Genomic DNA, 21,000 nt, shown 5'->3' on the forward strand with positions numbered 1-21,000 from the left:
CCATCAGCCGCGTACACGCGACCAGGCCGGATCCGGATAAGAAGAACCGAGTAAGCCTACCAGCTCGTCGACCACCCGATCGGTGAGGTCGTGGGTCAGCGTGTGCTCGAAGGCGGCCGTCACGGTGGCGTCGGCTCGGTACCCGGGTGGGCTCAGCAGCACCAGGCGGGAATCGGGCAGGCGCGCACGGACCAGAGCGGCGCCGGGCAGGTCGAGCGGGAGAAGCACCGGCTGCCCGGCGTCGAGCCGGGCGCGCAGTGTCGGGTACGGGGTGCCCCGGCGGTACGAGCCGATCCGGGACCACTCCAGCAGCTCGCCGGCGGCGAGCCGGCGATCGAACTCCGCGGGGGCGAGGAAGACGCGGTCAACCTCGTCGATCTCCGATTCCCGGCGCGGCCGGGTGGTCGCCGGCACCGGGATCCACACGGACGGAGAACGCGCCCGGACAAGCTCGACGACACTCTCCCTGCCGGAACCCGAAGGTCCAGCCAGGACAGTGAGCCGAGCCGCCGGGCGCGCCTCGTCATCCGTGCTCACTGCTTGTTTCTACACGCTGCCAGGTTCAGTTGGCGGCGAACTCTCCAAGCAGTGCCTTGCGCTGCTGCTCGCCGAGGCCGCGCAGGCGACGGCTGTCGGCGATCTTGAGCTTCTCCATGATCTGGGTAGCCCGGATCTTGCCGATGCCCGGCATGGCCTGCAGGACGGCCGAAACCTTGAGCTTGCCCACGACGTCGTCGCTCTCGGCGCGCTCGAGGACGGCACCGAGGGTGGTCTTGCCCTGCTTGAGCTGCTCCTTCAGCTGAGCACGGGCCTTGCGGATCTCCGCGGCCTTCTCGAGCGCGGCAGCGCGTTGTTCGGGGGTCAGTGACGGGAGCGGCACCAGTTCTCCTCAGGTCCCTATCGCGGCGGGCGGGGCGCACCGCCGCATCTGTGAAACGTGGTGTCGCTGTGAACCAAGGGGTCCATGGTTCCCAGCGCGGGGAAAACTAGCGGCCAACGCAGCTTTCGGCAACGTGGGGGCCGCATGATCACCGTAGAGTGACCGACCCGTCAGTCAGTCACCGGGCAGGCAGGACGGCCCGACAGTCGACCAACACGCGGTCCGCGGCGGCCCGCAGGGCGGCGACATCGGGGCCCGCCGAGAGCACCTCCCGGGAGTACGACGGGAGCACCGAGGCGAGGCTCGAACCGAAGACGGTACGCAGATCGGCCGCGCCGGCACCCTGTGCGCCAAGCCCCGGGGCGAGCAGCGGGCCCCCCACTCCGGAGAGGTCGTGACCGGTGTCGCCGATGGTCGCGCCGACCACCAAACCGAAGCTCCCGAGTGGGGTAGCACCCCTGTTGAGCTGGGAAATCTCGTCGATCACGGTCTGCGCCACGGTGCGGCCGTCGGCCGTGCGGGCCCGTTGCACGGCCGCGCCCTCCGGGTTGGAGGTCAGGGCCAACACGAAGACTCCACCGCCGTGCTTGGCGGCCAGTTCGAACATCGGCGCCAGCGAACCTACCCCCAGGTAGGGACTCGCGGTGACCGCGTCGACATACAGCGGGCTGGATGGATCAAGGTACGCGGAGGCGTACGCACTCACCGTCGAGCCGATGTCGCCGCGCTTGACGTCGAGCAGAACGAGCGAGCCGGCTTCCCGCAACTGTCGGATAGTTGACTCAAGAATCGCCACACCGCGGGACCCGAACCGCTCGAAAAAGGCCGACTGAGGCTTCACCACCGCAACCCGGTCACCGAGGGCTTCCACGACGGTCCGGGTGAACCGGTCAAGCCCCTGAACGTCGTCCGCGAGGCCCCAGCGGGCCAGCAGACCGGGATGCGGGTCGATGCCCACACAGAGCGGCCCGCGCTCGGTGATCGCCCGGTGCAGCCGGGTACCGAAGCTGTCCATCGGAGTGTTCCCCTCTCCTCGTCCGGACGGCAGCCCCGCCCGGATACCGTCGACCCGGTGACCGGGCCGACTCAGCCGACCGCCACCGCCGCCGCCACCCCGGCCGCGATCCGGGCCAGGTCGGCGTCGTCGGTGACGTACGGCGGCATCGTGTAGATCAGGTCGCGGAACGGTCGCAGCCACACCCCCTGGTCGACCGCGGCCGCGGTGGCCGCGCCGAGGTCGACCTCGTGATCGAGCTGGACCACCCCGATCGCGCCGAGCACCCGCACGTCGGCCACGCCGGGCGCGGCGCGCAGAGGCTCCAGGCCGGCGCGCAGGCCGACGCCGACCCTGGCCACCCGCGCCGACCAGTCCCCGGCCCGCAGCAGCCCGATGGAGGCGTTGGCCACCGCACACGCCAACGGGTTGCCCATGAACGTCGGTCCGTGCGCCAGTACGCCGACGGCGGAGATGCCCCGGGCGACGTCCGGGGTGCAGAGCGCCGCCGCGAGCGTCAGGTAGCCGCCGGTGAGCGCCTTGCCCACGCACAGCACGTCCGGCGTCACCCCGGCGTGCTCGGCGGCGAACATCTCCCCGGTACGACCGAACCCGGTGGCGATCTCGTCGAAGATCAGCAGCACCCCGTGCGCGCGGGTCACCTCGCGCAGCACCCGTAGGTAACCCGGGTGGTGGAAGCGCATCCCGCCGGCACCCTGGACGACCGGCTCGACGATCACGGCGGCCAGTTCGTCGGCGTGCCGCTCGATGGTGTCCGCCAACGCCGCCACGTACGCGTCGTCGGGCGGGTCGGTGAAGCCGCCCGGCGGGACCGGGGCGAACACCTGCCGAGGCAGCACGTCGCCCCAGAGGTGGTGCATCCCGCCCTCCGGGTCGCAGACGCTCATCGGGTGGAACGTGTCGCCGTGGTAGCCGCCCCGCCAGGTCGCCAGCCGGCGCCGCTGCGGCCGGCCGATGGCCCGCTGGTACTGCAGGCACATCTTCACCGCCACCTCGACGCTGACCGAGCCGGAGTCGGCCAGGAAGACGTGCTCCAGGCCGTCCGGGGCAAGCTCGACAAGGGTGCGGGCGAGCTGTACGGCGGGTTCGTGGGTGAGCCCGCCGAACATCACGTGGCTCATCCGACCGAGCTGGTCGGTCACCGCCGCGTCCAGCACCGGGTGCCGGTACCCGTGGATCGCCGCCCACCAGGACGACATCCCGTCCACCAGCTCCCGCCCGTCGGCCAGCCGCAGCCGCACCCCCTCGGCGCTGCGCACCACGTAGGGCGGGTTCGTCGACGGCATCGCGGTGTACGGGTGCCAGACGTGTGCCCGGTCGGCGGCCAGGATCTCCTCGGGTGTCACGCGTACTCCTTCCAGGCACGAACAGGCCGAGCGGTGGACGTCCTGCGGCCGGCTCGGGCAACCTCGTCTCCGCCCTTGCTCGGCGCCTCGGTGCCGGCCCGGCTCGGCACCGAGCCGGGGGCGGTCACCGGCTGGCGACCGAGTCCGGTGCCACCGCTGTGGCCGCCGCGCGGGCGGCGGCGCGGACCAGGGCCGGGCCCCGGTAGATGAACCCGGTGTAGAGCTGCACCAGGGCGGCGCCGGCGTCGAACATCCGCGTCGCGTCGTCCGGGTCCAGCACCCCGCCGACGCCGATGATCGGTAGCCGGCCACCGGTTTCCCGGTGGACGAAGGCGACGACCTCCCGAGCCCGCCCGGTGAGCGGCCGGCCGGAGAGGCCACCGGCCTGGGCGCCGCGCTCGGCGTCGACCGTCGCCAGCCCGGTACGGGCCAGCGTGGTGTTGGTGGCGATCACCCCGGCGGCACCCCGGGCCAGGCAGACCTCCAGCAGCTCGGCGATCGCCGCCTCGGTCAGGTCAGGCGCGATCTTGACCAACACCGGCTTCTCCCCCACCAGTGCGCCGAGCAGCGCGTCCAGGTGGGCCCGGTCCTGCAACGAGCGCAGCCCCGGCGTGTTCGGTGAGGACACGTTCACCGCGAAGTAGTCGCCGTGCCCGCGCAGCGCCCGGTACGAGGCGAGGTAGTCCTCGACCGCCTCGTCGAGCGGTGTCACCTTGGACTTGCCCAGCGAGATACCCAGCGGCACCCCGAGCGGGCGCGGCATCGCCGCCAGCCGGGCGGCCAGCGCCGCGGCCCCGGCGTTGTTGAAGCCCATCCGGTTGACCACGGCCTCGCTGCTCGGAAGTCGGAACAGCCGTGGCCGGGGGTTGCCCGGCTGGGCGTGCGCGGTGACCGTGCCGACCTCGACGAAGCCGAAGCCGAGCGCCGGCCAGGCCGGCAGCGCCGCCCCGTCCTTGTCCATCCCGGCCGCCAGCCCGACCGGGTTGGGGAACCGCACACCGAACACCGTGCGCGGAGCGCTGACCGCGTACCGGGCCCGCAGCGCGGCGAGGGCGGCCGGCTGCCGCGACAGGGCGGTCAACCGCCGCAGTGTCCACTCGTGCGCCGCCTCAGCGTCCCCGCCACCGAGCCGGAACAACCACGGCCGCACCGCCCGCTCGAACAGGGTCACTGGGCGGCCCGGAGAGTGGCGTGCAGGTCCTGCAGGGGGCGGACCTGCATGTCGCCGCGGATCCGTGCCTCGATGCCCATCACGGCCGCGGCGGCGCCGGGGACCGTGGTGATGCAGGGGATGTCGGCGGTGACGGCCGCACTGCGGATCTCGTAGCCGTCCGAGCGGGCGCTGGCACCCGAACCCTGCGGCGTGTTGACCACCAACGCCACGTGGCCGCCGAGGATCAGCGACACCGCGTCGTCCCCCTCACCAGCCTGGTAGTGCTTGCGGATCTGCTCGCAGGCAATGCCGTGCCGGCGCAGCACCTCGGCGGTGCCGGTGGTCGCCACGATCTCGAAGCCCAGATCAGCCAGCCGCTTGATCGGGAAGATCATGCCGCGCTTGTCCCGGTTGGCCACCGAGACGAAGATCTTCCCGGCGGTCGGCAGCGAGCCGTACGCGGCGGACTGGCTCTTGGCGAAGGCGTGCCCGAAGTTGGTGTCGATGCCCATCACCTCACCGGTCGACTTCATCTCCGGGCCCAGCAGCGAGTCGATCCCCTTGCCCGAGCGGGTCCGGAAGCGCTTGAACGGCAGCACCGCCTCCTTGACCGCGATCGGGGCGTCGGCGGGCATCGTGCCGCCGTCCCCCGTCGCCGGCAGCAGGCCCTCGGCGCGCAGCTCGGCGATGCTCGCGCCGAGCGCGATGCGGGCCGCCGCCTTGGCCAGCGGCACCGCCGTCGCCTTGGAGACGAACGGAACCGTCCGCGACGCCCGCGGGTTGGCCTCCAGCACGTAGAGCACGTCGTCCTTGAGCGCGTACTGCACGTTGAGCAGGCCGCGGACGCCGACGCCCCGGGCGATGGCCTCGGTGTAGCGGCGGACCTCGGCCAGGTGCGAGCCCGCGAGGGTGATCGGCGGCAGCGCGCAGGACGAGTCACCGGAGTGGATACCGGCCTCCTCGATGTGCTCCATGACCCCGCCGATGTAGACCTCACCGTCGGCGTCGCAGAGCGCGTCCACGTCGATCTCGATGGCGTCGTCGAGGAAGCGGTCCACCAGCACCGGGTGGTCCGGGGAGATGTCGGTGGCCCGACCGATGTAGTCGCGCAGCGTCGGGTCGTCGTAGACGATCTCCATGCCCCGCCCGCCCAGCACGTACGACGGCCGGACCAGCACCGGGTAGCCGATCTCGTCGGCGATCGCCTTGGCCTCGTCGTACGAGGTGGCCATGCCGTGCGCCGGCGCGCGCAGCCCGGCCCGGGCCAGCACCGCGCCGAACGCGCCCCGCTCCTCGGCCAGGTGGATCGACTCCGGGGAGGTGCCGACCACCGGCACACCGGCGTTCTTCAGCCGCTGCGCCAGCCCCAGCGGGGTCTGCCCACCGAGCTGCACGACCACCCCGACCACGCCCGGCCCGCCGGCCGCCCGGCCGGAGGACTCCTCGGCGTGCCAGACCTCCAGCACGTCCTCGAAGGTCAGCGGCTCGAAGTAGAGCCGGTCGGCGGTGTCGTAGTCGGTGGAGACCGTCTCCGGGTTGCAGTTGACCATCACCGTCTCGTAGCCGGCCGCCCGCAACGCCTGGACCGCGTGCACGCAGGAGTAGTCGAACTCGATGCCCTGCCCGATCCGGTTCGGGCCGGAGCCCAGGATGAGCACCTTCGGCCGGTCCGACGGCACGACCTCGGTCTCCAGGTCGTACGTCGAGTAGTGGTACGGCGTGGTCGCCTCGAACTCGGCCGCGCAGGTGTCCACGGTCTTGTAGACCGGGCGCACGTCGAGCCGGTGCCGCAGGGTCCGTACGCCGTCCTCGGCGGCCAGCTCCGGGCGCAGCGCGGCGAGCTGCCGGTCGGACAGACCGGCCCGCTTGGCACGACGCAGCAGCTCGGCGTCGAGCACCGGGGCGTCCACGATCTCCGCACGCAGCTCGATCAGCGCGGCGATCTGGTCCAGGAACCACGGGTCGATCCCGCCGGAGGCCTCGGCCACCTCGGCGATCGACGCGCCGAGGCGCAGCGCCCGCTCGACGGTGTACAGCCGGCCGTCGTGCGGGATCCGCAGCGCGGCGAGCGTGTCCGCGAGTGTCACGCCCGCCGGGTCGGGCAGGGTCCAGAAACCAGATGATTTGGTTTCCATCGAGCGCATGGCCTTGTTCAGCGCCTCGGTGAAGTTGCGCCCGAGGCTCATCGCCTCGCCCACGGACTTCATCGTGGTGGTCAGCTCCGGGTCCGCACCGGGGAACTTCTCGAACGCGAACCGGGGGATCTTCACCACCACGTAGTCCAGGGTCGGCTCGAACGCCGCCGGGGTCTTCAACGTGATGTCGTTGGGGATCTCGTCGAGGGTGTAGCCGATGGCCAGCTTCGCGGCGATCTTCGCGATCGGGAAGCCCGTCGCCTTGGAGGCCAGCGCGGAGGAACGGGACACCCGGGGGTTCATCTCGATCACGACGATCCGGCCGTCGACCGGGTTGACCGCGAACTGGATGTTGCAGCCGCCGGTGTCGACCCCGACCTCGCGCAGCACGGCGATGCCCAGATCACGCAGGCGCTGGTACTCCCGGTCGGTGAGCGTCATGGCCGGGGCCACGGTGACGCTGTCGCCGGTGTGCACGCCCATCGGGTCGATGTTCTCGATCGAGCAGACCACCACCACGTTGTCGTGCCGGTCGCGCATCAGCTCGAGCTCGTACTCCTTCCAACCGAGCACGCTCTCCTCGATGAGCACCTCGTGCACCGGGCTGGCCGACAGGCCGTCGCCGGCGATGCGGGCCAGGTCCTCCGGGGTGTGCGCCATGCCGGAACCCAGGCCGCCCATGGTGAACGACGGCCGGATCACCACCGGCAGGCCCAGCTCGGCGACTGTCGCCTCGACCTCGTCCATCGAGTGGCAGACCCGGGAGCGGGGCACCAGGGCGGTCGGGTCGTCGACGCCCAGGCGTACGCCGGCCTTCGCCACGATCTCCTTGAACAGCTGCCGGTCCTCGCCCCGGTTGATCGCGTCGATGTTCGCGCCGATCAACTCCACGCCGTACTTCTCCAGCACGCCGTTCTCGTGCAGGGCGACCGCGGTGTTCAGCGCGGTCTGCCCGCCGAGGGTCGCCAGGATCGCGTCCGGGCGCTCCTTGGCGATGACCAGCTCCACGAACTCCGGGGTGATCGGCTCGACGTACGTCGCGTCGGCGAACTCCGGGTCGGTCATGATCGTCGCCGGGTTGGAGTTGACCAGGCTGACCCGGATCCCCTCACTGCGCAGCACCCGGCAGGCCTGGGTGCCGGAGTAGTCGAACTCGCAGGCCTGCCCGATGACGATCGGCCCGGAGCCGATCACCAGGATGTGCTTGAGATCGGTCCGCTTAGGCATTGCTGCGCCCCTTGCTGTGGGTCCGGCCTTCGATCAGCTCGGCGAATCGGTCGAAGAGGTAGTCGGCGTCGTGCGGGCCGGCCGCCGCCTCCGGGTGGTACTGAACCGTGAATGCGGGCACGTCCACGGCCCGCAGCCCCTCGACCACGTTGTCATTGAGGCAGACGTGCGACACCCGCACGCCACCGAAGTCGGTGTCGATCACCTGGTCGGGGACCACCGCGCCGGCACCCGTACCGGGCACCTGCACGGCGCTGAGCCCCTGTTCGCGGCCCGACACGTCGACCGCGAAGCCGTGGTTGTGGCTGGTCACCTCGACCTTGCCGGTGGCCCGGTCGAGCACCGGCTGGTTGATGCCCCGGTGGCCGTAGCCCAGCTTGTAGGTGCCGAAGCCGAGCGCCCGACCGAGGATCTGGCTGCCGAAGCAGATGCCGAACAGCGGCACCTGTCGCCGCAGCGCCTCCCGGGCCAGCGCCACCGGCGCGTGGGCGGTGACCGGGTCGCCGGGACCGGGCGACAGGAAGATCGCGTCGGCGCCGGTGGCGAGCAGGTCGTCGATGCTCGACGAGGCCGGCAGCACGTGGGTGGTCACCCCGCGTGCGGCAAGCCGGCGCGGGACGTTGCGCTTGATGCCCAGGTCCAGTGCGGCCACGGTGAACCGGTGCTCGCCGACGGCCTCGATGACGTACGGCTCGGGGGTGGTGACCTCGGCGGACAGGTCCGCGCCGGCCATCTGCGGCGCCTGGCGGACCCGGGTCAGCAGGCTCTGCGGATCGTTGTCGATGCTGGAGATGCCCACCCGCATGGCACCCCGCTCGCGCAGGTGCCGGGTCAGCGCCCGGGTGTCCACCCCGCTGATGCCCACCACGCCCTCGGTGGCGAGGCGGTCCTCGAGGCCGCCGGTCGCCCGCCAGTTCGAGCCGATCCGGGCCGGGTCGCGCACGACATAGCCGGCCACCCAGATCCGGCCCGACTCGTCGTCCTCGGCGTTGACGCCGGTGTTGCCGATGTGCGGCGCGGTCTGCACGACCACCTGGCGGTGGTAGGACGGGTCGGTGAGGGTCTCCTGGTAGCCGGTCATACCGGTGGTGAAGACCGCCTCGCCGAAGGTCTCCCCGACGCTGCCGTACGCCTCACCGGGGAACGTGCGCCCGTCCTCGAGCACGAGGATCGCGGGCCTGCGCTTGGCCATTACTTGACTGCCTTTCCGTCCAGGACCGTCGGCTCGCCACGCAGGAAGGTCGCCACGATGCGACCCGGCAGCGTCATGCGGGCGTACGGGGTGTTGCGACTGCGACTGGCCAACTCCGCCGGTTCGATGGTGCGGCGGGCGGCCGGGTCGATCAGGGTCAGGTTGGCCGGCACACCGGGTGCCGGGTCGACGCCGTGCCCGGTCAGCCCGGCGATCCGGGCCGGGGTGCGCGACATCCGCTCGGCGATCAGGTCCCACTCGGGGCCCAACACGTCCAGCGCGATGGAGAGGGCCGTCTCCAGGCCGAGCATCCCCGGCCGGGCGTACGCCCACTCGCACTCCTTGTCCTCCACGGCGTGCGGGGCGTGGTCGGTGGCGATCACGTCGACCACCCCGTCGGCGAGGGCGGCGCGCAGCGCGGCGATGTCCGCGGCCGTACGCAGCGGCGGGTTGACCTTGAAGACCGGGTCGTAGGCTCCGGCTGGGCTCCAGTTGTTCGCGAGTGCGGGGCTCGCAAGCTCACTCCTCCCGCTCACGACTTCGTCGGTGAGCAGCAGGTGGTGTGGGGTGACCTCGGCGGTCACCCGTACCCCGCGCGCCTTGGCCTGGCGCAGCACCTCGACGCTGCCGGCGGTGGAGACGTGGCAGACGTGCAGTCGGCTGCCCACGTGCTCGGCGAGCAGCACGTCCCGGGCGATGATCGCCTCCTCGGCGACCGCCGGCCAGCCGATCAGACCGAGCCGGGTGGAGACCTCACCCTCGTGCATCTGGGCGCCCTCGGTGAGCCGGGGCTCCTCGGCGTGCTGGGCGATGATCCCGTCGAACGCCTTGACGTACTCCAGGGCGCGGCGCATCAGCTTCGGGTCCGCGACGCAGTGCCCGTCGTCGGAGAAGATCCGCACCCGGGCCGCGGAGTCGGCCATCGCGCCCAGCTCGGCCAGGCGCTCGCCGGCCAGCCCGACGGTGACCGCGCCGATCGGCTGCACGTCGACCAGGCCGGCCTCGCGGCCGAGCCGCCAGACCTGCTCGACCACGCCGGCGGTGTCCGCGACCGGGGAGGTGTTCGCCATCGCGCACACCGCCGTGTAGCCGCCCAGCGCCGCCGCGCGGGAGCCGGACTCGACGGTCTCGGCGTCCTCCCGACCGGGCTCGCGCAGGTGGGTGTGCAGGTCGACGAGGCCGGGCAGGGCGACCAGCCCGGTGCCGTCGATGACGGTGGCGTCCGGCGCGGACAAGCCGGGGCCGACCTCGGCGACGACACCGTCGCGGATCAGCAGGTCGGTCGGCGCGGCGCCGACGACACTCACGCTGGTGATCAGGTACGAGGTCACCGGTTGTTCCCTCCGAGCAGCAGGTACAGGACGGCCATCCGCACGGAGACCCCGTTGGTGACCTGTTCGACGATGGTGGAGCGGGGTGAGTCGGCCACCTCGGGGGTGATCTCCATCCCCCGGTTCATCGGGCCGGGGTGCATGACGATGGCGTGGTCGGGCAGCCGGCGCATTCGCGGGCCGTCCAGCCCGTAACGGCGGGCGTACTCGCGCGCGGAGGGGAAGTAGGAGTCGTTCATCCGCTCCCGCTGCACCCGCAGCATCATCACCACGTCGACGTTGGGCAGCACCGAGTCGAGGTCGTAGGAGACGTCGGTGCCGGGGGCGAGGGCTCCCGCGATGTCGACCGGGATGAGGGTCGGCGGGCCGACCAGGGTGACCTTGGCGCCGAGGGTGGAGAGCAGCAGCACGTTGGAGCGGGCGACCCGGGAGTGCAGCACGTCCCCGACCACCGCGACCGACAGGCCGGCGAGCCGGCCCAACCGGGCCCGCATGGTGTACGCGTCCAGCAGCGCCTGGGTGGGGTGCTCGTGGGTGCCGTCGCCGGCGTTGACGACCGACCCGTCGACCCAGTTGGCCAGGCGGTGCGGCGCGCCGGAGGCGGGGTGTCGGACGACGACGGCGTCGGCGCCCATGGCCTGCAGGGTCAGCGCGGTGTCCTTCAGGCTCTCGCCCTTGGTGACGCTGGACCCCTTCGCGGAAAAGTTGATCACGTCGGCGCTGAGCCGCTTCGCCGCCGCCTCGAAGGAGATCCGGGTGCGGGTGGAGTCCTCGTAGAAGAGGTTCACCACGGTCCGGCCGCGCAGCGCGGGCAGCTTCTTGATCTCCCGGCCGGCGACGGTGGCCATCTCGGCTGCGGTGTCCAGGATCTCGGTGGCGGTGTCGGCGTCGAGGTCCGCACCGGAGAGCAGGTGCCTGATCATGACGATGTCCCTCCGTACAGCTTGACCTCGTCGGCGCCGTCGGTCTCGGCGAGCGTCACCTTCACGCTCTCGGCGAGCGAGGTCGGGATGTTCTTGCCGACGTAGTCGGCGCGGATGGGCAACTCCCGGTGGCCACGGTCGACCAGGACGGCGAGTTGCACGGACGCCGGGCGGCCCACGTCGTTGAGCGCGTCGAGCGCGGCCCGCACGGTGCGGCCGGAGAAGAGCACGTCGTCGACGAGGATGACCCGCTTGCCGTCGATGCCGCCGGACGGGAGCTCGGTCGGGCCGATCGCGCGGGTGGCGTGCCGGCGCAGGTCGTCGCGGTACAGGGTGATGTCGAGCACACCGACCGGAACGGCGACGTCCTCGAAGGTGCTGATCCGGGCGGCGAGCCGCCGCGCGAGAGGGGTGCCCCGGGTGGGAATCCCGAGGAGAACCGTGTCAGCGGCGCCCTGGGTCTTCTCCAGGATCTGGTGGGCGATGCGGTCGACCACGCGTTGCACGTCGGCGCTGGCGAGAATCACCTTCACCGAGGGTTGTCGCGGTGGTGACGAGCGGGCAGCCGGTGGGTATGCCACGGCGGACCTCCTTCCCCGCCTCACGGGACGGGTCGTTAAAGGATGTCGGGCACCTCCGGCCGGACCGCGAGAGCGGACCTGGGCCGGGGCTTCACGCCACGTTACCAGTGGTCACCAGGCCGATGGACGGCGGCCGCTGATCACCGGATCAGGTCCACGAAATGGGGATAACTTCCCGGACGCTCCTCAACGGTAGGGTCACGACCACTTGACCAGGTGTCGCATTCCCCGTACCGTCACGCTCCGTAGCGATCGACGGGAGATCCCCGAGCAGCACTGGGAGTGTCCGAATGCCCTCTGAATACGCCAAGTCTCTGGGCGCCCGCCTGCGCTCCATCCGCCAACAGCAGGGTCTCTCCCTGCAGGGTGTGGAGGAGAAGTCGAACGGGCGGTGGAAGGCCGTGGTGGTCGGCTCGTACGAGCGTGGCGACCGGGCCGTGACGGTGTCCCGTCTGGCCGAGTTGGCCGAGTTCTACCGCGTCCCCGTCTCGGAACTGCTGCCCGACGGCAGTGGCGTCCGTCACGAGCCCACCAGCAAGATCGTCCTGGATCTCGAGCGGCTCTACGACGAGGCCTCCGAGGACCTGGCCTACGTCGCCCGCTACGCTCGCGCCATCCAGCAGCAGCGCGGCGACTACAACGGCCGGGTGCTCTCCATCCGCGCCGACGACCTGCGGGCGCTCGCGATCGTCTACGACGCCTCGCCGTCGGGTCTGATCGAGCGGCTCACCGAGCACGGTGTGCTGGTGGCCGACCCCCGGGCGTTCTTCGCCTCCTGAGCTGTCGCTTCACCGAAAGGGCCCGTGCCATCCGGCACGGGCCCTTCTCGTTCGTGGTGCTGCGCTGGCGCTGGCTCAGCGGGTGGCGTACTCGGCGATCCGGCCGAGCACCCCGTTGAGGAAGCGCGGCGAATCGTCGGTCGACATCTGCCGGGCCAGCTCCACAGCCTCGCTGATCGCCACCGCGTCGTCGATCTCGTCGACGTAGAGCAGCTCGTAGACGGCGATCCGGGCCAGGTTCCGGTCGACGACCGGCATCCGCTCCAGCGTCCAGCCCTCGGCGTAGCTGGCGATCAGCTCGTCGATCCGGTCGAGGTGCTCGGCGACACCCTCGACCAGGCCCACCGCGTAGCCGAGGTGCTCCGGCCGGGGCTGCTCGATCCGCTGCACGTAGCCGGCCAGTACCTCCACCGGAGGCTTGTCCCGTAGATCGGCCTCGTAGAGGACATCCAGCGCCCGCTTGCGCGCCTTGCGGCGCGCCGGCATCTGCTGCTTGGAACCCTCAGCCATCAGGCGCGGCCGAGGTAACGGCCGTCGCGGGTGTCGACCTTGATCTTCTCGCCGGTGGTGATGAACAGCGGCACCTGCACAGTGGCGCCGGTCTCCACGGTCGCCGGCTTGTTGCCGCCGGTCGAGCGGTCGCCCTGCAGGCCCGGCTCGGTGTAGGTGACCTCCAGCACGACGCTGGTGGGCAGCTCGATGTAGAGCGGCACACCCTCGTGCTGGGCGACGGTCGCCTCCGCCTCGGGCAGCAGGTAGTTCGCTGCCTCGCCGACGGTGCCACCGGGCACGGTGATCTGGTCGAAGGTCTCCAGATCCATGAAGACGAAGTCCTCACCGTCGGCGTACAGGTACTGCATCGTGCGCTTGTCGACGGTCGCGGTGTCGACCTTGGTGCCCGCGTTGAAGGTCTTGTCGACCACCTTCCCGGACAGCACGTTCTTCAGCGTGGTGCGCACGAAGGCACCACCCTTACCGGGCTTGACGTGCTGGAACTCGACGACGGCCCAGAGCTCGCCGTCAAGGTTGAGTACCAGGCCGTTTTTGAGGTCGTTGGTGGAGGCCATTTCCTGCCTTGATCATCAATTGGCGGACAGACCCTACGAGTCTACTAGCTGCGTCGAATCGCCCCGTCCCCGCTCGGGGCGGGCCCTCAGCGGACGGCCAGGTGGTGCAGGGCGAGGCGATAACCGTCGATGCCGAGACCGCAGATCACCCCGGTCGCCACCGCGGAGACCACCGAGTGGTGCCGGAACTCCTCACGGGCGTGGATGTTGGAGAGGTGCACCTCGACCAGCGGCCCGCGCAGCATGGCGCACGCGTCCCGCACGGCGTACGAGTAGTGCGACCAGGCGGCCGGGTTGAGCACCACCGCGGCGCCCTCGTCGGCGGCGGTGTGCAGCCAGCCGAGCAGTTCGTGCTCGGCGTCGGTCTGCCGGACCGTCACGTCGAGCCCCAACTGCCCGCCCGTGGATTCGCAGAGCGCCACCAGGTCGGCGTAGGTGCTCGCGCCGTACACGGCGGGCTCTCGGGTGCCCAGCCGGCCCAGGTTCGGCCCGTTGAGGACGTAGACCTTCACGAGGCGGCCACCTCACGGTAGGCCGCCTCCAGCAGCGCGTCGTCCGGGCCCTCCAGCATCGCCGGGCGAGCCAGCCCGTCCAGCACCACGAAACGCAGCCGGTTGCCCCGGGCCTTCTTGTCCACCCGCATCGCGGCCAGCAGTCGTGGCCAGGCGTCGGCCGGGTAGCTCACCGGCAGGCCGAGCGCGGCCAGGGTGGCCCGGTGCCGGTCGGCGGTCGGGGCGTCCAGCCGGCCGGCGAGCCGGGCCAGCGCGGCGGCGTACACCAGGCCGACGGCGACGGCGTGGCCGTGCCGCCAGCGGTAGCCCTCGTTCTGCTCGATCGCGTGCGCGAGGGTGTGACCGTAGTTGAGGACCTCCCGCACGCCCGACTCGCGCAGGTCACCGGCGACCACGTCGGCCTTGACCCGGATCGCCCGCTCGATCAGCTCCCGGGTCGCCGGCCCGCGCGGGTCGGTGGCCGCCGCCGGGTCGCGCTCGACCAGCTCCAGGATCGCCGGGTCGGCGATGAAACCGCACTTGACCACCTCGGCGAGCCCGGCCGCCAGGTCGACCGCGGGCAGGCTGTCCAGGGTGGCCAGGTCGGCCAGCACACCGACCGGAGGGTGGAACGCGCCCACCAGATTCTTGCCGGCGGCCGTGTTGATGCCCGTCTTGCCGCCCACCGCGGCGTCCACCATGCCCAACAGCGAGGTCGCCACCGGCACCCAGCGCACCCCGCGCAGCCAGCAGGCCGCGACGAAGCCGGCCAGGTCGGTCACCGCGCCACCGCCCACCCCGACGACCGCGTCGGTACGGGTGAAACCCGCCGCTCCGAGCCGGTCCCAGCAGGCGGCGGCCACGTCGATGTGTTTGCCCGACTCGGCGTCGGGCACCTCGATCGGCAGCGGCTCGACCCCGGCGGCGCGCAGGCGCTCGCCAAGCGCGTCCGCGAGGGCCTTGAGCGGGGGCGCGTGCAGCACCGCCGCCCGGGTCGCGCCGGGCAGCAGCCCGGGCAGCGCGTCCCACAGGTCGCGTCCGACCAGCACGTCGTACGGCCGTTCGCCGCCGACCGGAATCCGGGTCACCTCGTCCATCGCCGGCAGCCTAGTCCAGCGGGCGGCGTGGTGCGGGCGGCTGCCCACCTGCTGGCCGGGCCGCCCAGTCGGCGAGCAGGCGGGCGTGCTCGGCCACCGCGGCGCGCAGCGCGTCCGGATGTCGCACCGTGAACGGGCAGCCCAGACCGGCGAGCAGCACGGCCGTACCGGGCAGGCTTTCCACCCGGGCCCGCAGCAGCACCCCGTCGGCGGTGGCGGTCAGCTCGGCCACGCTGGGCGGGATGCGCCGACGGGCGGCGACCAGGTCGGTCTCCAGCAGCACCTCGACCTCGTGCCGGTACGGCACGCCGGCCAGCGACCGGGTCACCCGGGCCACCGGGTCGAAGCCCTCCGGCACGGTGAACGTCGCCCCGCCCGGCGTCACCACGTCGATGCGGTCCAGTCGGAAGGTGCGAACCTCCCCACGCCGGTGGTCGTGGCCGGTGACATACCAGCGGCCGGCGTGGAAGACCAGGCCGTACGGGTCGAGCTCGCGGTGCGACCGCTCGCCCCGCCAGGAGCGGTAGTCCAGTGCCACCCGCTGCCGGTGCCGGGCCGCCGCGGCCAGGGCGAGCAGGGTGCCCGAGGCCGGCCGCAACTCCGGCTCGGGGCGTCGCAGGGTGAAGCCGAGGTGCTCCTGCACGGCGGCGAGGCGGTCGGCGAGCGCCGCCGGCAGCACCCGGCGGATCTTCGCCAGCGCCGTGGCCGTGGCCGGTTGCTCGGTGGCCAACCCGACCCGTTCGGCGACGACCAGGCCGAGCAGGACGGCCACCGCCTCGTCGTCGGTGAGCATCAGCGGCGGCAGCTTGAAACCGGGGTGCAGCCGGTAGCCGCCGTGGCGACCCCGGTCGGCGGTGACCGGGATGCCCAGCTCGACCAGGGTGGCCGCATACCGGCGCACCGTCCGCTCGTCCACCCCGAGCTGGCCGGCGAGCTCAACAGCCGTCGACCGGTGCCGGGTCTGCAGGAGTTCGAGCAGGGCCAACACCCGACCGGCGGGATGTGACACGGGCCACTCCTCCAAACCGGGCGGATTCTGTCCGGATTCGATCGTACGGTCTGTCGGTAACCAAGAGAAGGAGCGACAGATGGCGACGTTCGTGCTGGTGCCAGGGTTCTGGTTGGGTGCCTGGGCGTGGCGGGAGGTGACCGCGACGCTGCGCGCGCAGGGGCACGAGGTGTACCCGATGACGCTGACCGGCCTGGCCGAGCGAGACCACCTCGCCGGGCCGGAGGTGGGCCTGGACACGCACACCACTGACATCGTCCGGCTGATAGAGGTCGAGGACCTGCGCGACGTGCTGCTGGTCGGTCACTCCGGCGGTGGCATGCCGGTCGCCCAGGCGGCCGACCGCATCCCGGACCGGATCGCCCGGGTGGTCTATGTGGAGAGCGGGCCGCTGCCGGACGGCACCGCGCAGTTCGACACCGTGCCGCCGGAGGAGCAGGAGCGGCTCCGGGTCGCGATCGGCGACGGTCACCTGCTGCCCCCGCCGGCCTGGGACCCGGCGGCCGACCCGACCAACCTCGCCGGGTTGGACGACGCGACGCTGGCTCTGCTGCGCGCCCGGGCCACCCCGCAGCCGCTGCGCGCCGCCACCGACCCGGTCCGGCGCACCGGCGGTCGTGCGGTTCCGACGGCGCTGGTCGCCAGCACCTTCCCGCTGACCGTGGTGGAGCAGATGATCGGCCAGGGGCACCCGTTCTTCACCGGGTTGGCCGGTGGTCAGCTGTTCGAGCTGCCCACCGGGCACTGGCCCATGCTCAGCGAACCGAAGGCTCTGGCCGACGTCCTCGACGCGGCCGCCCGAGGCTGAGGAGCTTCCACCGCGCCGATCTTGCAGTTCCGGTTACCGAGATGCGGGGAATGCCCCCTACGTCGGGGCAGCGACTGCAAGATCGGCGAGGCGGGGCGGCGTCAGCGCGGGAGCAGGGCGTCGATCTCGGCGACGATCTCCGCCGGGGTCCGACCGTCGGTGGCCACCGTCGCGGTGGCGACCTCGGTGTAGAGCGGTCGGCGCTGGTCCATCAGGTGCTTCAGGGTGGCCCGTGGGTTGATCGCCAGCAGTGGGCGGCCGGCGCCGAGCCCGACCCGCTTCACCGCGTCGGGCAGCTCGACCGAGAGGTGCACCACCCGGTGCCCGACCAGGGCGGCCCGGGTCTCCTCGGCCAGCACGGCACCGCCGCCGAGGGCGAGCACGCCGGTGCCGGCAGCCAGCGCCGCGGCCACGGCGGCCCGTTCGAGGGTACGGAAGTGCGCCTCGCCCTCGTCGATGAAGATCTCCGGGATCGGCTTGCCGGCCATCTTCTCGATGTCGGTGTCGGTGTCGCGGAACTCCACCCCGAGGGTGTCGGCGAGCGCCCGTCCGACGGTGGTCTTGCCGCAGCCGGGCGCACCGACCAGCACGACGACCGGTGCCATCAGCGAATGACCAGCGCGTCGAGGTACCCGGCCAGGTTGCGGCGGATCTCGGCAATCGAGTCTCCGCCGAACTTCTCGGTGGCCGCCTCGGCGAGCACCAACGCCACCATCGCCTCGGCGACCACCGCCGCGGCGGGCACCGCGCAGACGTCCGAACGCTGGTTGATCGCGGTGGCCGGCTCGCCGGTGGTGACGTCCACGGTGGCCAGCGCCCGGTTCAGCGACGAGATCGGCTTCATCGCGGCGCGAACCCGCAGCGGCTCACCGGTGGTGATGCCACCCTCCAGCCCGCCGGCCCGGTCGGTGACCCGGCGGACGCCGGTGGCCGACGGGATGATCTCGTCGTGCGCCTCCGAGCCGCGGGAGCGGGCCTGCTGCCAGCCGTCGCCGATCTCCACGCCCTTGATCGCCTGAATGGACATCAGCGCGGTGGCCAGCCGGGCGTCGAGCTTGCGGTCCCACTGCACGTGGCTGCCCAACCCCGGCGGCACCCCGTACGCCAGCACCTCGACCACGCCGCCGAGGGTGTCGGCGGCCTTCTTCGCGGCGTCGACCTCGGCGACCATCAGAGCGCTGGCCTCCGGGTCGAGGCAGCGCAGCGGGTCGGCGTCGATCCGGGCGGCGTCGGACGGGGTGGGGCGCAGCCCGGGCTTGGCGGCCACCGGGCCCAGCTCGACGACGTGCGAGACGATCTCGATGCCGAGCGCCTGGCGGATCAGCGCCTTGGCGACCGCGCCGACGGCGACCCGGGCGGCGGTCTCCCGGGCGCTGGCACGTTCCAGGATCGGCCGGGCGTCGGTGTGGCCGTACTTCTGCATGCCGGCCAGGTCGGCGTGGCCGGGGCGGGGGCGGGTCAGCGGCGCGTTGCGGGCCTGCCGGGCCAGTTCGTCGGGGTCGACCGGGTCGGCGGCCATCACGGTGCGCCACTTGGGCCACTCGGAGTTGCCGACCCGGATCGCGACCGGGCTGCCCAGGGTGATGCCATGCCGCAGGCCACCGAGCAGCTCGACCTCGTCCCGCTCGAACGACATCCGGGCACCCCGGCCATAGCCCAGCCGTCGGCGGGCCAACTCGTCGGCAATCTCGGTGGTGGTCACCTCGATGCCGGCCGGCACCCCCTCCAGCATCGCGACGAGGGCGGGACCGTGCGATTCACCTGCAGTCAACCAGCGCAACACAGCGGTCAGTCTGTCACGGCGGGCCACCGACGCGGCACGCTGCCCGTCGCGTCCCGCCCTGCGGACTCCGGCGCCCGCCCTGCGGGCGCCGGCGGCAGCTCAGATCCCCCGACCGCGCTTGTGCAGGGTGCGCAGTACCGTGTCGGCCCGGACCACCCGACCGGCGACGGCGAGGGCCAGGTAGGCGCGCGGCTCACGGGGATTGCTCCGCAGGGTGCGTCGGGCCCAGCGCAGCGCGCCCCGGCGGTCGCCGGAGGCGGCCTGGGCGAACGCGATCTGCCCGGCCACCCGTGCCGCACCGGCCGGTTGGCTGGCGAACTCCGGGTAGCGCCGCAGCAGCCACTGCAACGCCTCGGAGATGGTGTCCCAGCGCTGCGCGAAGTACGAGCGTTTGTGCCAGCGGACCAGCACCGACGGCGTGCTCAGGTTGATCAGCGGGGCGCTGCGCGCGGCCCGCAGCAGGAACTCGTAGTCCTCCGCGTAGCTGCCCGGGATCTCCTCGTCGACCAGCCCGAACCCGTCGCGCAGTGCGACGGCGCGGATCAGGAAGGTCGACGGGTGCAGCTCCGTCATCCGGTCGCGCAGCAGGTCGTCCAGGGTGATCCGGTCCCGGTCGAGCACCCGGTCGACGGTGTGCCCGTCGTAGCTGACGCGGATGCCGCAGCAGACGAACTCGGCCCCCGGATCGGCGGCCAGCGCGTCGACCTGGGCGGCCAGCTTGCCGGGCAGCCACTCGTCGTCGTCGTCGCAGAACGCGACCAACTCACCCTCAGCCGCGAGGGTGCCGCTGTTGCGTGCCCCGGCCAGCCCCGGCGTGCGGGTGTTACGGACCACCCGCACCGTGCGGGCCGGACCGCCCGCCAGCCCGGTCAGCGACTCATCCGGCTCGGACTGGTCGAACACCACCACGACCTCGAGCGGTCCCGGGTACTCCTGCGCCAGGATCGCGCGGACCGCGGCGCGCAGCAGCTCCGGGCGATCCCGGGTGGGCACCACGACGCTGACGCTCGCTTGCTGGGTCATCGGGTCTCCTCCGTACCCGGGCGCGGCCGGGACCGGGCCCACCACCGGGGCCGGCGCGGGGTCGAGCTGGCCACCAGGTCGTCGACGATCCGTCCGACCCGGGCCACCGCCGCCCGCCGCGCCTCGTGCGCGTCCGGGTCGGCCGCCACCGCGTAACGGGACGGGTCGGCGAGCCCGGCGGTCAACGCGTCGTGCAGCGCCTCCCGGGTCTCGCAGAGCGCCACCAGCCCGGCGGCGCCGAGCCGGCGGGCGAAGAGTTGCTGGTGGTCGTCGACGTGCTCACCGCGCGTCGGGTCACGGGGCACCACGATGGGCAGGCGGCCGTGCCGGCGGGCCTCCAGAATGGTCGCCGGGCCACCGTGGCAGACCACGAGGTCGGCGTTGGCCATCGCCTGCTGCAGGGCGTCGTGGCCGAGGAACGGCACCGCGCCGGGCACCTGCGGCGCGCTCGTGTGCCCGTGCTGCACGGTCAGCCCGACCGGAGCGGTGGCCTGCGCGTGCCACTGCGTCAGCCAGTCGACGAGCCGGTCGAAGGGGTGCTTGTCGGTGCCGACCGCGACCAGCAGTCGGATCTGGGCGGTCGCCGCGCTGTCACGCTGACGCGGCAGCCGGGCCCCCTCGGCGGTCGAGAGGGGTTGCGGACGCCGGGCGGTGCCCGTCTCCCCGGTCACAGCAGTGTCCCCACGACGGTCGCCTCGGGGTACTGCCGCCGCTGCTCGTCCCACTGCACGAGCATCGCGGACAGGAAGGGCCGACAGAGCCGGGCGGTCAACGTCGGGGTGTCGATCCGGTCGTACACCTCGATGTAGACGGTCGGGATGCGCCGCAGCCGGGCCAGCACCACGAACGGCACCGCCACCCCGGCGCCGGTGGTGACCACCGCGGCGACCCGCCGTGACCCCAGCACCCGCCAGGCCAGCAGCGCGTTGCGCAGCAGGTTCGGCACGTTGCGGGTGGTCGGGTGGTGCGCGGGCACCAGGTCCTCGCCGGTCAGCAGGGACACCGCCTCCGGGGTGTCGAAGGTGACCCAGCAGCGCCGCCACTTTTCGTACCAGGGCCGCAGGGCGAGTAGTTGGGCCAGGTGACCGCCGCTGGATCCGACCAGCAGCAGCACCGGCGCCTCACCGTCGTCGTTCTTCGTATCCACGCGACTCCCCACA

22 protein-coding genes are annotated in these 21,000 nt (G+C 72.3%); 2 read left to right on the plus strand and 20 right to left on the minus strand.

Annotated elements, in window-relative coordinates; all coding sequences use genetic code 11:
* Nucleotides 1-3: 3 nt before the first annotated feature.
* The 10 genes from ACQEUX_RS13570 to pyrR all read right to left on the minus strand — a co-directional run bounded on the left by ACQEUX_RS13570 (nucleotide 4) and on the right by pyrR (nucleotide 11,783).
* The gene (locus ACQEUX_RS13570; RefSeq protein WP_433046475.1) at nucleotides 4-537 is read right to left on the minus strand and encodes a guanylate kinase; all 534 of its coding nucleotides are present in this window, start codon (nucleotides 535-537) and stop codon (nucleotides 4-6) included.
* A gap of 25 nt (nucleotides 538-562) precedes the next feature.
* Nucleotides 563-880: an integration host factor, actinobacterial type gene (gene mihF / locus ACQEUX_RS13575; RefSeq protein WP_030335662.1), complete on the minus strand. Its 318-nt coding sequence runs from the start codon at nucleotides 878-880 to the stop codon at nucleotides 563-565.
* 178 nt (nucleotides 881-1,058) lie between these two features.
* Complete coding sequence (gene pyrF, locus ACQEUX_RS13580) at nucleotides 1,059-1,895, minus strand: orotidine-5'-phosphate decarboxylase (protein ID WP_433046479.1); 837 nt, start codon at nucleotides 1,893-1,895, stop codon at nucleotides 1,059-1,061.
* Nucleotides 1,896-1,966: 71 nt separating this feature from the next.
* The gene (locus ACQEUX_RS13585; RefSeq protein ID WP_433046482.1) at nucleotides 1,967-3,241 is read right to left on the minus strand and encodes an adenosylmethionine--8-amino-7-oxononanoate transaminase; all 1,275 of its coding nucleotides are present in this window, start codon (nucleotides 3,239-3,241) and stop codon (nucleotides 1,967-1,969) included.
* A gap of 124 nt (nucleotides 3,242-3,365) precedes the next feature.
* Nucleotides 3,366-4,412: a quinone-dependent dihydroorotate dehydrogenase gene (locus ACQEUX_RS13590; RefSeq protein WP_433046485.1), complete on the minus strand. Its 1,047-nt coding sequence runs from the start codon at nucleotides 4,410-4,412 to the stop codon at nucleotides 3,366-3,368.
* Nucleotides 4,409-7,756 carry a carbamoyl-phosphate synthase large subunit gene (carB, locus tag ACQEUX_RS13595; protein ID WP_433046488.1) on the minus strand — a complete coding sequence of 1,116 codons (3,348 nt, stop codon included), beginning with the start codon at nucleotides 7,754-7,756 and terminating at the stop codon, nucleotides 4,409-4,411. The genes ACQEUX_RS13590 and carB overlap by 4 nt, the downstream gene beginning before the upstream one ends.
* Nucleotides 7,749-8,948: a glutamine-hydrolyzing carbamoyl-phosphate synthase small subunit gene (gene carA, locus ACQEUX_RS13600; protein WP_433046491.1), complete on the minus strand. Its 1,200-nt coding sequence runs from the start codon at nucleotides 8,946-8,948 to the stop codon at nucleotides 7,749-7,751. Before carA ends, carB begins: the two co-directional genes overlap by 8 nt.
* On the minus strand, nucleotides 8,948-10,279 hold the full coding sequence (locus ACQEUX_RS13605; protein ID WP_433046494.1) for a dihydroorotase: 1,332 nt from the start codon (nucleotides 10,277-10,279) through the stop codon (nucleotides 8,948-8,950). The genes carA and ACQEUX_RS13605 overlap by 1 nt, the downstream gene beginning before the upstream one ends.
* Complete coding sequence (locus tag ACQEUX_RS13610) at nucleotides 10,276-11,202, minus strand: aspartate carbamoyltransferase catalytic subunit (RefSeq protein WP_433046497.1); 927 nt, start codon at nucleotides 11,200-11,202, stop codon at nucleotides 10,276-10,278. Before ACQEUX_RS13610 ends, ACQEUX_RS13605 begins: the two co-directional genes overlap by 4 nt.
* Entirely contained in the window at nucleotides 11,199-11,783 is a 585-nt protein-coding gene (pyrR, locus tag ACQEUX_RS13615) for a bifunctional pyr operon transcriptional regulator/uracil phosphoribosyltransferase PyrR (protein WP_433046500.1), read from the minus strand. Before pyrR ends, ACQEUX_RS13610 begins: the two co-directional genes overlap by 4 nt.
* Before the next feature lie 290 nt (nucleotides 11,784-12,073).
* On the opposite strand from pyrR, the gene bldD reads away from it, so the two are divergent.
* Nucleotides 12,074-12,562, plus strand: coding sequence for a transcriptional regulator BldD (bldD, locus tag ACQEUX_RS13620; RefSeq protein ID WP_007458348.1), 489 nt, complete (start codon nucleotides 12,074-12,076; stop codon nucleotides 12,560-12,562).
* A 75-nt stretch (nucleotides 12,563-12,637) separates the two neighbouring features.
* Here the strand turns inward: bldD and nusB are convergent, their stop codons facing one another.
* From nusB to ACQEUX_RS13645, 5 genes are all read right to left on the minus strand, one after another.
* Nucleotides 12,638-13,048 (minus strand): transcription antitermination factor NusB, encoded by a 411-nt coding sequence (gene nusB, locus ACQEUX_RS13625; protein ID WP_208641306.1) that lies wholly within the window; start codon nucleotides 13,046-13,048, stop codon nucleotides 12,638-12,640.
* A gap of 23 nt (nucleotides 13,049-13,071) precedes the next feature.
* Nucleotides 13,072-13,629, minus strand: a complete 558-nt coding sequence (gene efp, locus ACQEUX_RS13630) for an elongation factor P (protein WP_433046504.1) — start codon at nucleotides 13,627-13,629, stop codon at nucleotides 13,072-13,074.
* Nucleotides 13,630-13,715: 86 nt separating this feature from the next.
* Complete coding sequence (aroQ, locus tag ACQEUX_RS13635) at nucleotides 13,716-14,141, minus strand: type II 3-dehydroquinate dehydratase (protein ID WP_433046507.1); 426 nt, start codon at nucleotides 14,139-14,141, stop codon at nucleotides 13,716-13,718.
* A complete protein-coding gene (aroB, locus tag ACQEUX_RS13640) occupies nucleotides 14,138-15,217 on the minus strand; it encodes a 3-dehydroquinate synthase (protein ID WP_433046510.1) in 1,080 nt (359 codons plus the stop codon). The genes aroQ and aroB overlap by 4 nt, the downstream gene beginning before the upstream one ends.
* Before the next feature lie 10 nt (nucleotides 15,218-15,227).
* Nucleotides 15,228-16,226 carry a helix-turn-helix transcriptional regulator gene (locus tag ACQEUX_RS13645; protein ID WP_433046513.1) on the minus strand — a complete coding sequence of 333 codons (999 nt, stop codon included), beginning with the start codon at nucleotides 16,224-16,226 and terminating at the stop codon, nucleotides 15,228-15,230.
* A gap of 79 nt (nucleotides 16,227-16,305) precedes the next feature.
* Here ACQEUX_RS13645 and ACQEUX_RS13650 point away from each other — a divergent pair, with 79 nt between their 5' ends.
* On the plus strand, nucleotides 16,306-17,034 hold the full coding sequence (locus tag ACQEUX_RS13650) for an alpha/beta fold hydrolase (RefSeq protein WP_433046516.1): 729 nt from the start codon (nucleotides 16,306-16,308) through the stop codon (nucleotides 17,032-17,034).
* 101 nt (nucleotides 17,035-17,135) lie between these two features.
* Here the strand turns inward: ACQEUX_RS13650 and ACQEUX_RS13655 are convergent, their stop codons facing one another.
* From ACQEUX_RS13655 to ACQEUX_RS13675, 5 genes are all read right to left on the minus strand, one after another.
* Nucleotides 17,136-17,639, minus strand: coding sequence for a shikimate kinase (locus ACQEUX_RS13655; RefSeq protein WP_433046519.1), 504 nt, complete (start codon nucleotides 17,637-17,639; stop codon nucleotides 17,136-17,138).
* Nucleotides 17,639-18,817, minus strand: a complete 1,179-nt coding sequence (gene aroC, locus ACQEUX_RS13660) for a chorismate synthase (RefSeq protein WP_433046522.1) — start codon at nucleotides 18,815-18,817, stop codon at nucleotides 17,639-17,641. The genes ACQEUX_RS13655 and aroC overlap by 1 nt, the downstream gene beginning before the upstream one ends.
* A 99-nt stretch (nucleotides 18,818-18,916) precedes the next feature.
* Nucleotides 18,917-19,840, minus strand: a complete 924-nt coding sequence (locus ACQEUX_RS13665) for a glycosyltransferase family 2 protein (RefSeq protein WP_433046525.1) — start codon at nucleotides 19,838-19,840, stop codon at nucleotides 18,917-18,919.
* Nucleotides 19,837-20,511: a glycosyltransferase gene (locus ACQEUX_RS13670; RefSeq protein ID WP_433046528.1), complete on the minus strand. Its 675-nt coding sequence runs from the start codon at nucleotides 20,509-20,511 to the stop codon at nucleotides 19,837-19,839. The genes ACQEUX_RS13665 and ACQEUX_RS13670 overlap by 4 nt, the downstream gene beginning before the upstream one ends.
* A complete protein-coding gene (locus ACQEUX_RS13675; protein WP_433046531.1) occupies nucleotides 20,508-20,987 on the minus strand; it encodes a UDP-N-acetylglucosamine--LPS N-acetylglucosamine transferase in 480 nt (159 codons plus the stop codon). Before ACQEUX_RS13675 ends, ACQEUX_RS13670 begins: the two co-directional genes overlap by 4 nt.
* Between the last annotated feature and the right edge of the window lie 13 nt (nucleotides 20,988-21,000).

Origin of the sequence: Micromonospora sp. CA-259024 (assembly GCF_050936255.1) — a bacterium.
Taxonomy (GTDB): Bacteria; Actinomycetota; Actinomycetes; order Mycobacteriales; family Micromonosporaceae; genus Micromonospora.

Excerpts from the sequence above, each read along its gene's own strand:
- ACQEUX_RS13665 (WP_433046525.1), bottom strand. The coding sequence starts at position 19,840 with ATGACCCAGCAAGCGAGCGTCAGCGTCGTGGTGCCCACCCGGGATCGC.
- bldD (WP_007458348.1), top strand. The coding sequence starts at position 12,074 with ATGCCCTCTGAATACGCCAAGTCTCTGGGCGCCCGCCTGCGCTCCATC.
- carA (WP_433046491.1), bottom strand. The coding sequence starts at position 8,948 with ATGGCCAAGCGCAGGCCCGCGATCCTCGTGCTCGAGGACGGGCGCACG.
- ACQEUX_RS13650 (WP_433046516.1), top strand. The coding sequence starts at position 16,306 with ATGGCGACGTTCGTGCTGGTGCCAGGGTTCTGGTTGGGTGCCTGGGCG.
- pyrF (WP_433046479.1), bottom strand. The coding sequence starts at position 1,895 with ATGGACAGCTTCGGTACCCGGCTGCACCGGGCGATCACCGAGCGCGGG.
- nusB (WP_208641306.1), bottom strand. The coding sequence starts at position 13,048 with ATGCCGGCGCGCCGCAAGGCGCGCAAGCGGGCGCTGGATGTCCTCTAC.
- ACQEUX_RS13610 (WP_433046497.1), bottom strand. The coding sequence starts at position 11,202 with ATGATCAGGCACCTGCTCTCCGGTGCGGACCTCGACGCCGACACCGCC.
- efp (WP_433046504.1), bottom strand. The coding sequence starts at position 13,629 with ATGGCCTCCACCAACGACCTCAAAAACGGCCTGGTACTCAACCTTGAC.
- carB (WP_433046488.1), bottom strand. The coding sequence starts at position 7,756 with ATGCCTAAGCGGACCGATCTCAAGCACATCCTGGTGATCGGCTCCGGG.
- aroB (WP_433046510.1), bottom strand. The coding sequence starts at position 15,217 with ATGGACGAGGTGACCCGGATTCCGGTCGGCGGCGAACGGCCGTACGAC.
- ACQEUX_RS13655 (WP_433046519.1), bottom strand. The coding sequence starts at position 17,639 with ATGGCACCGGTCGTCGTGCTGGTCGGTGCGCCCGGCTGCGGCAAGACC.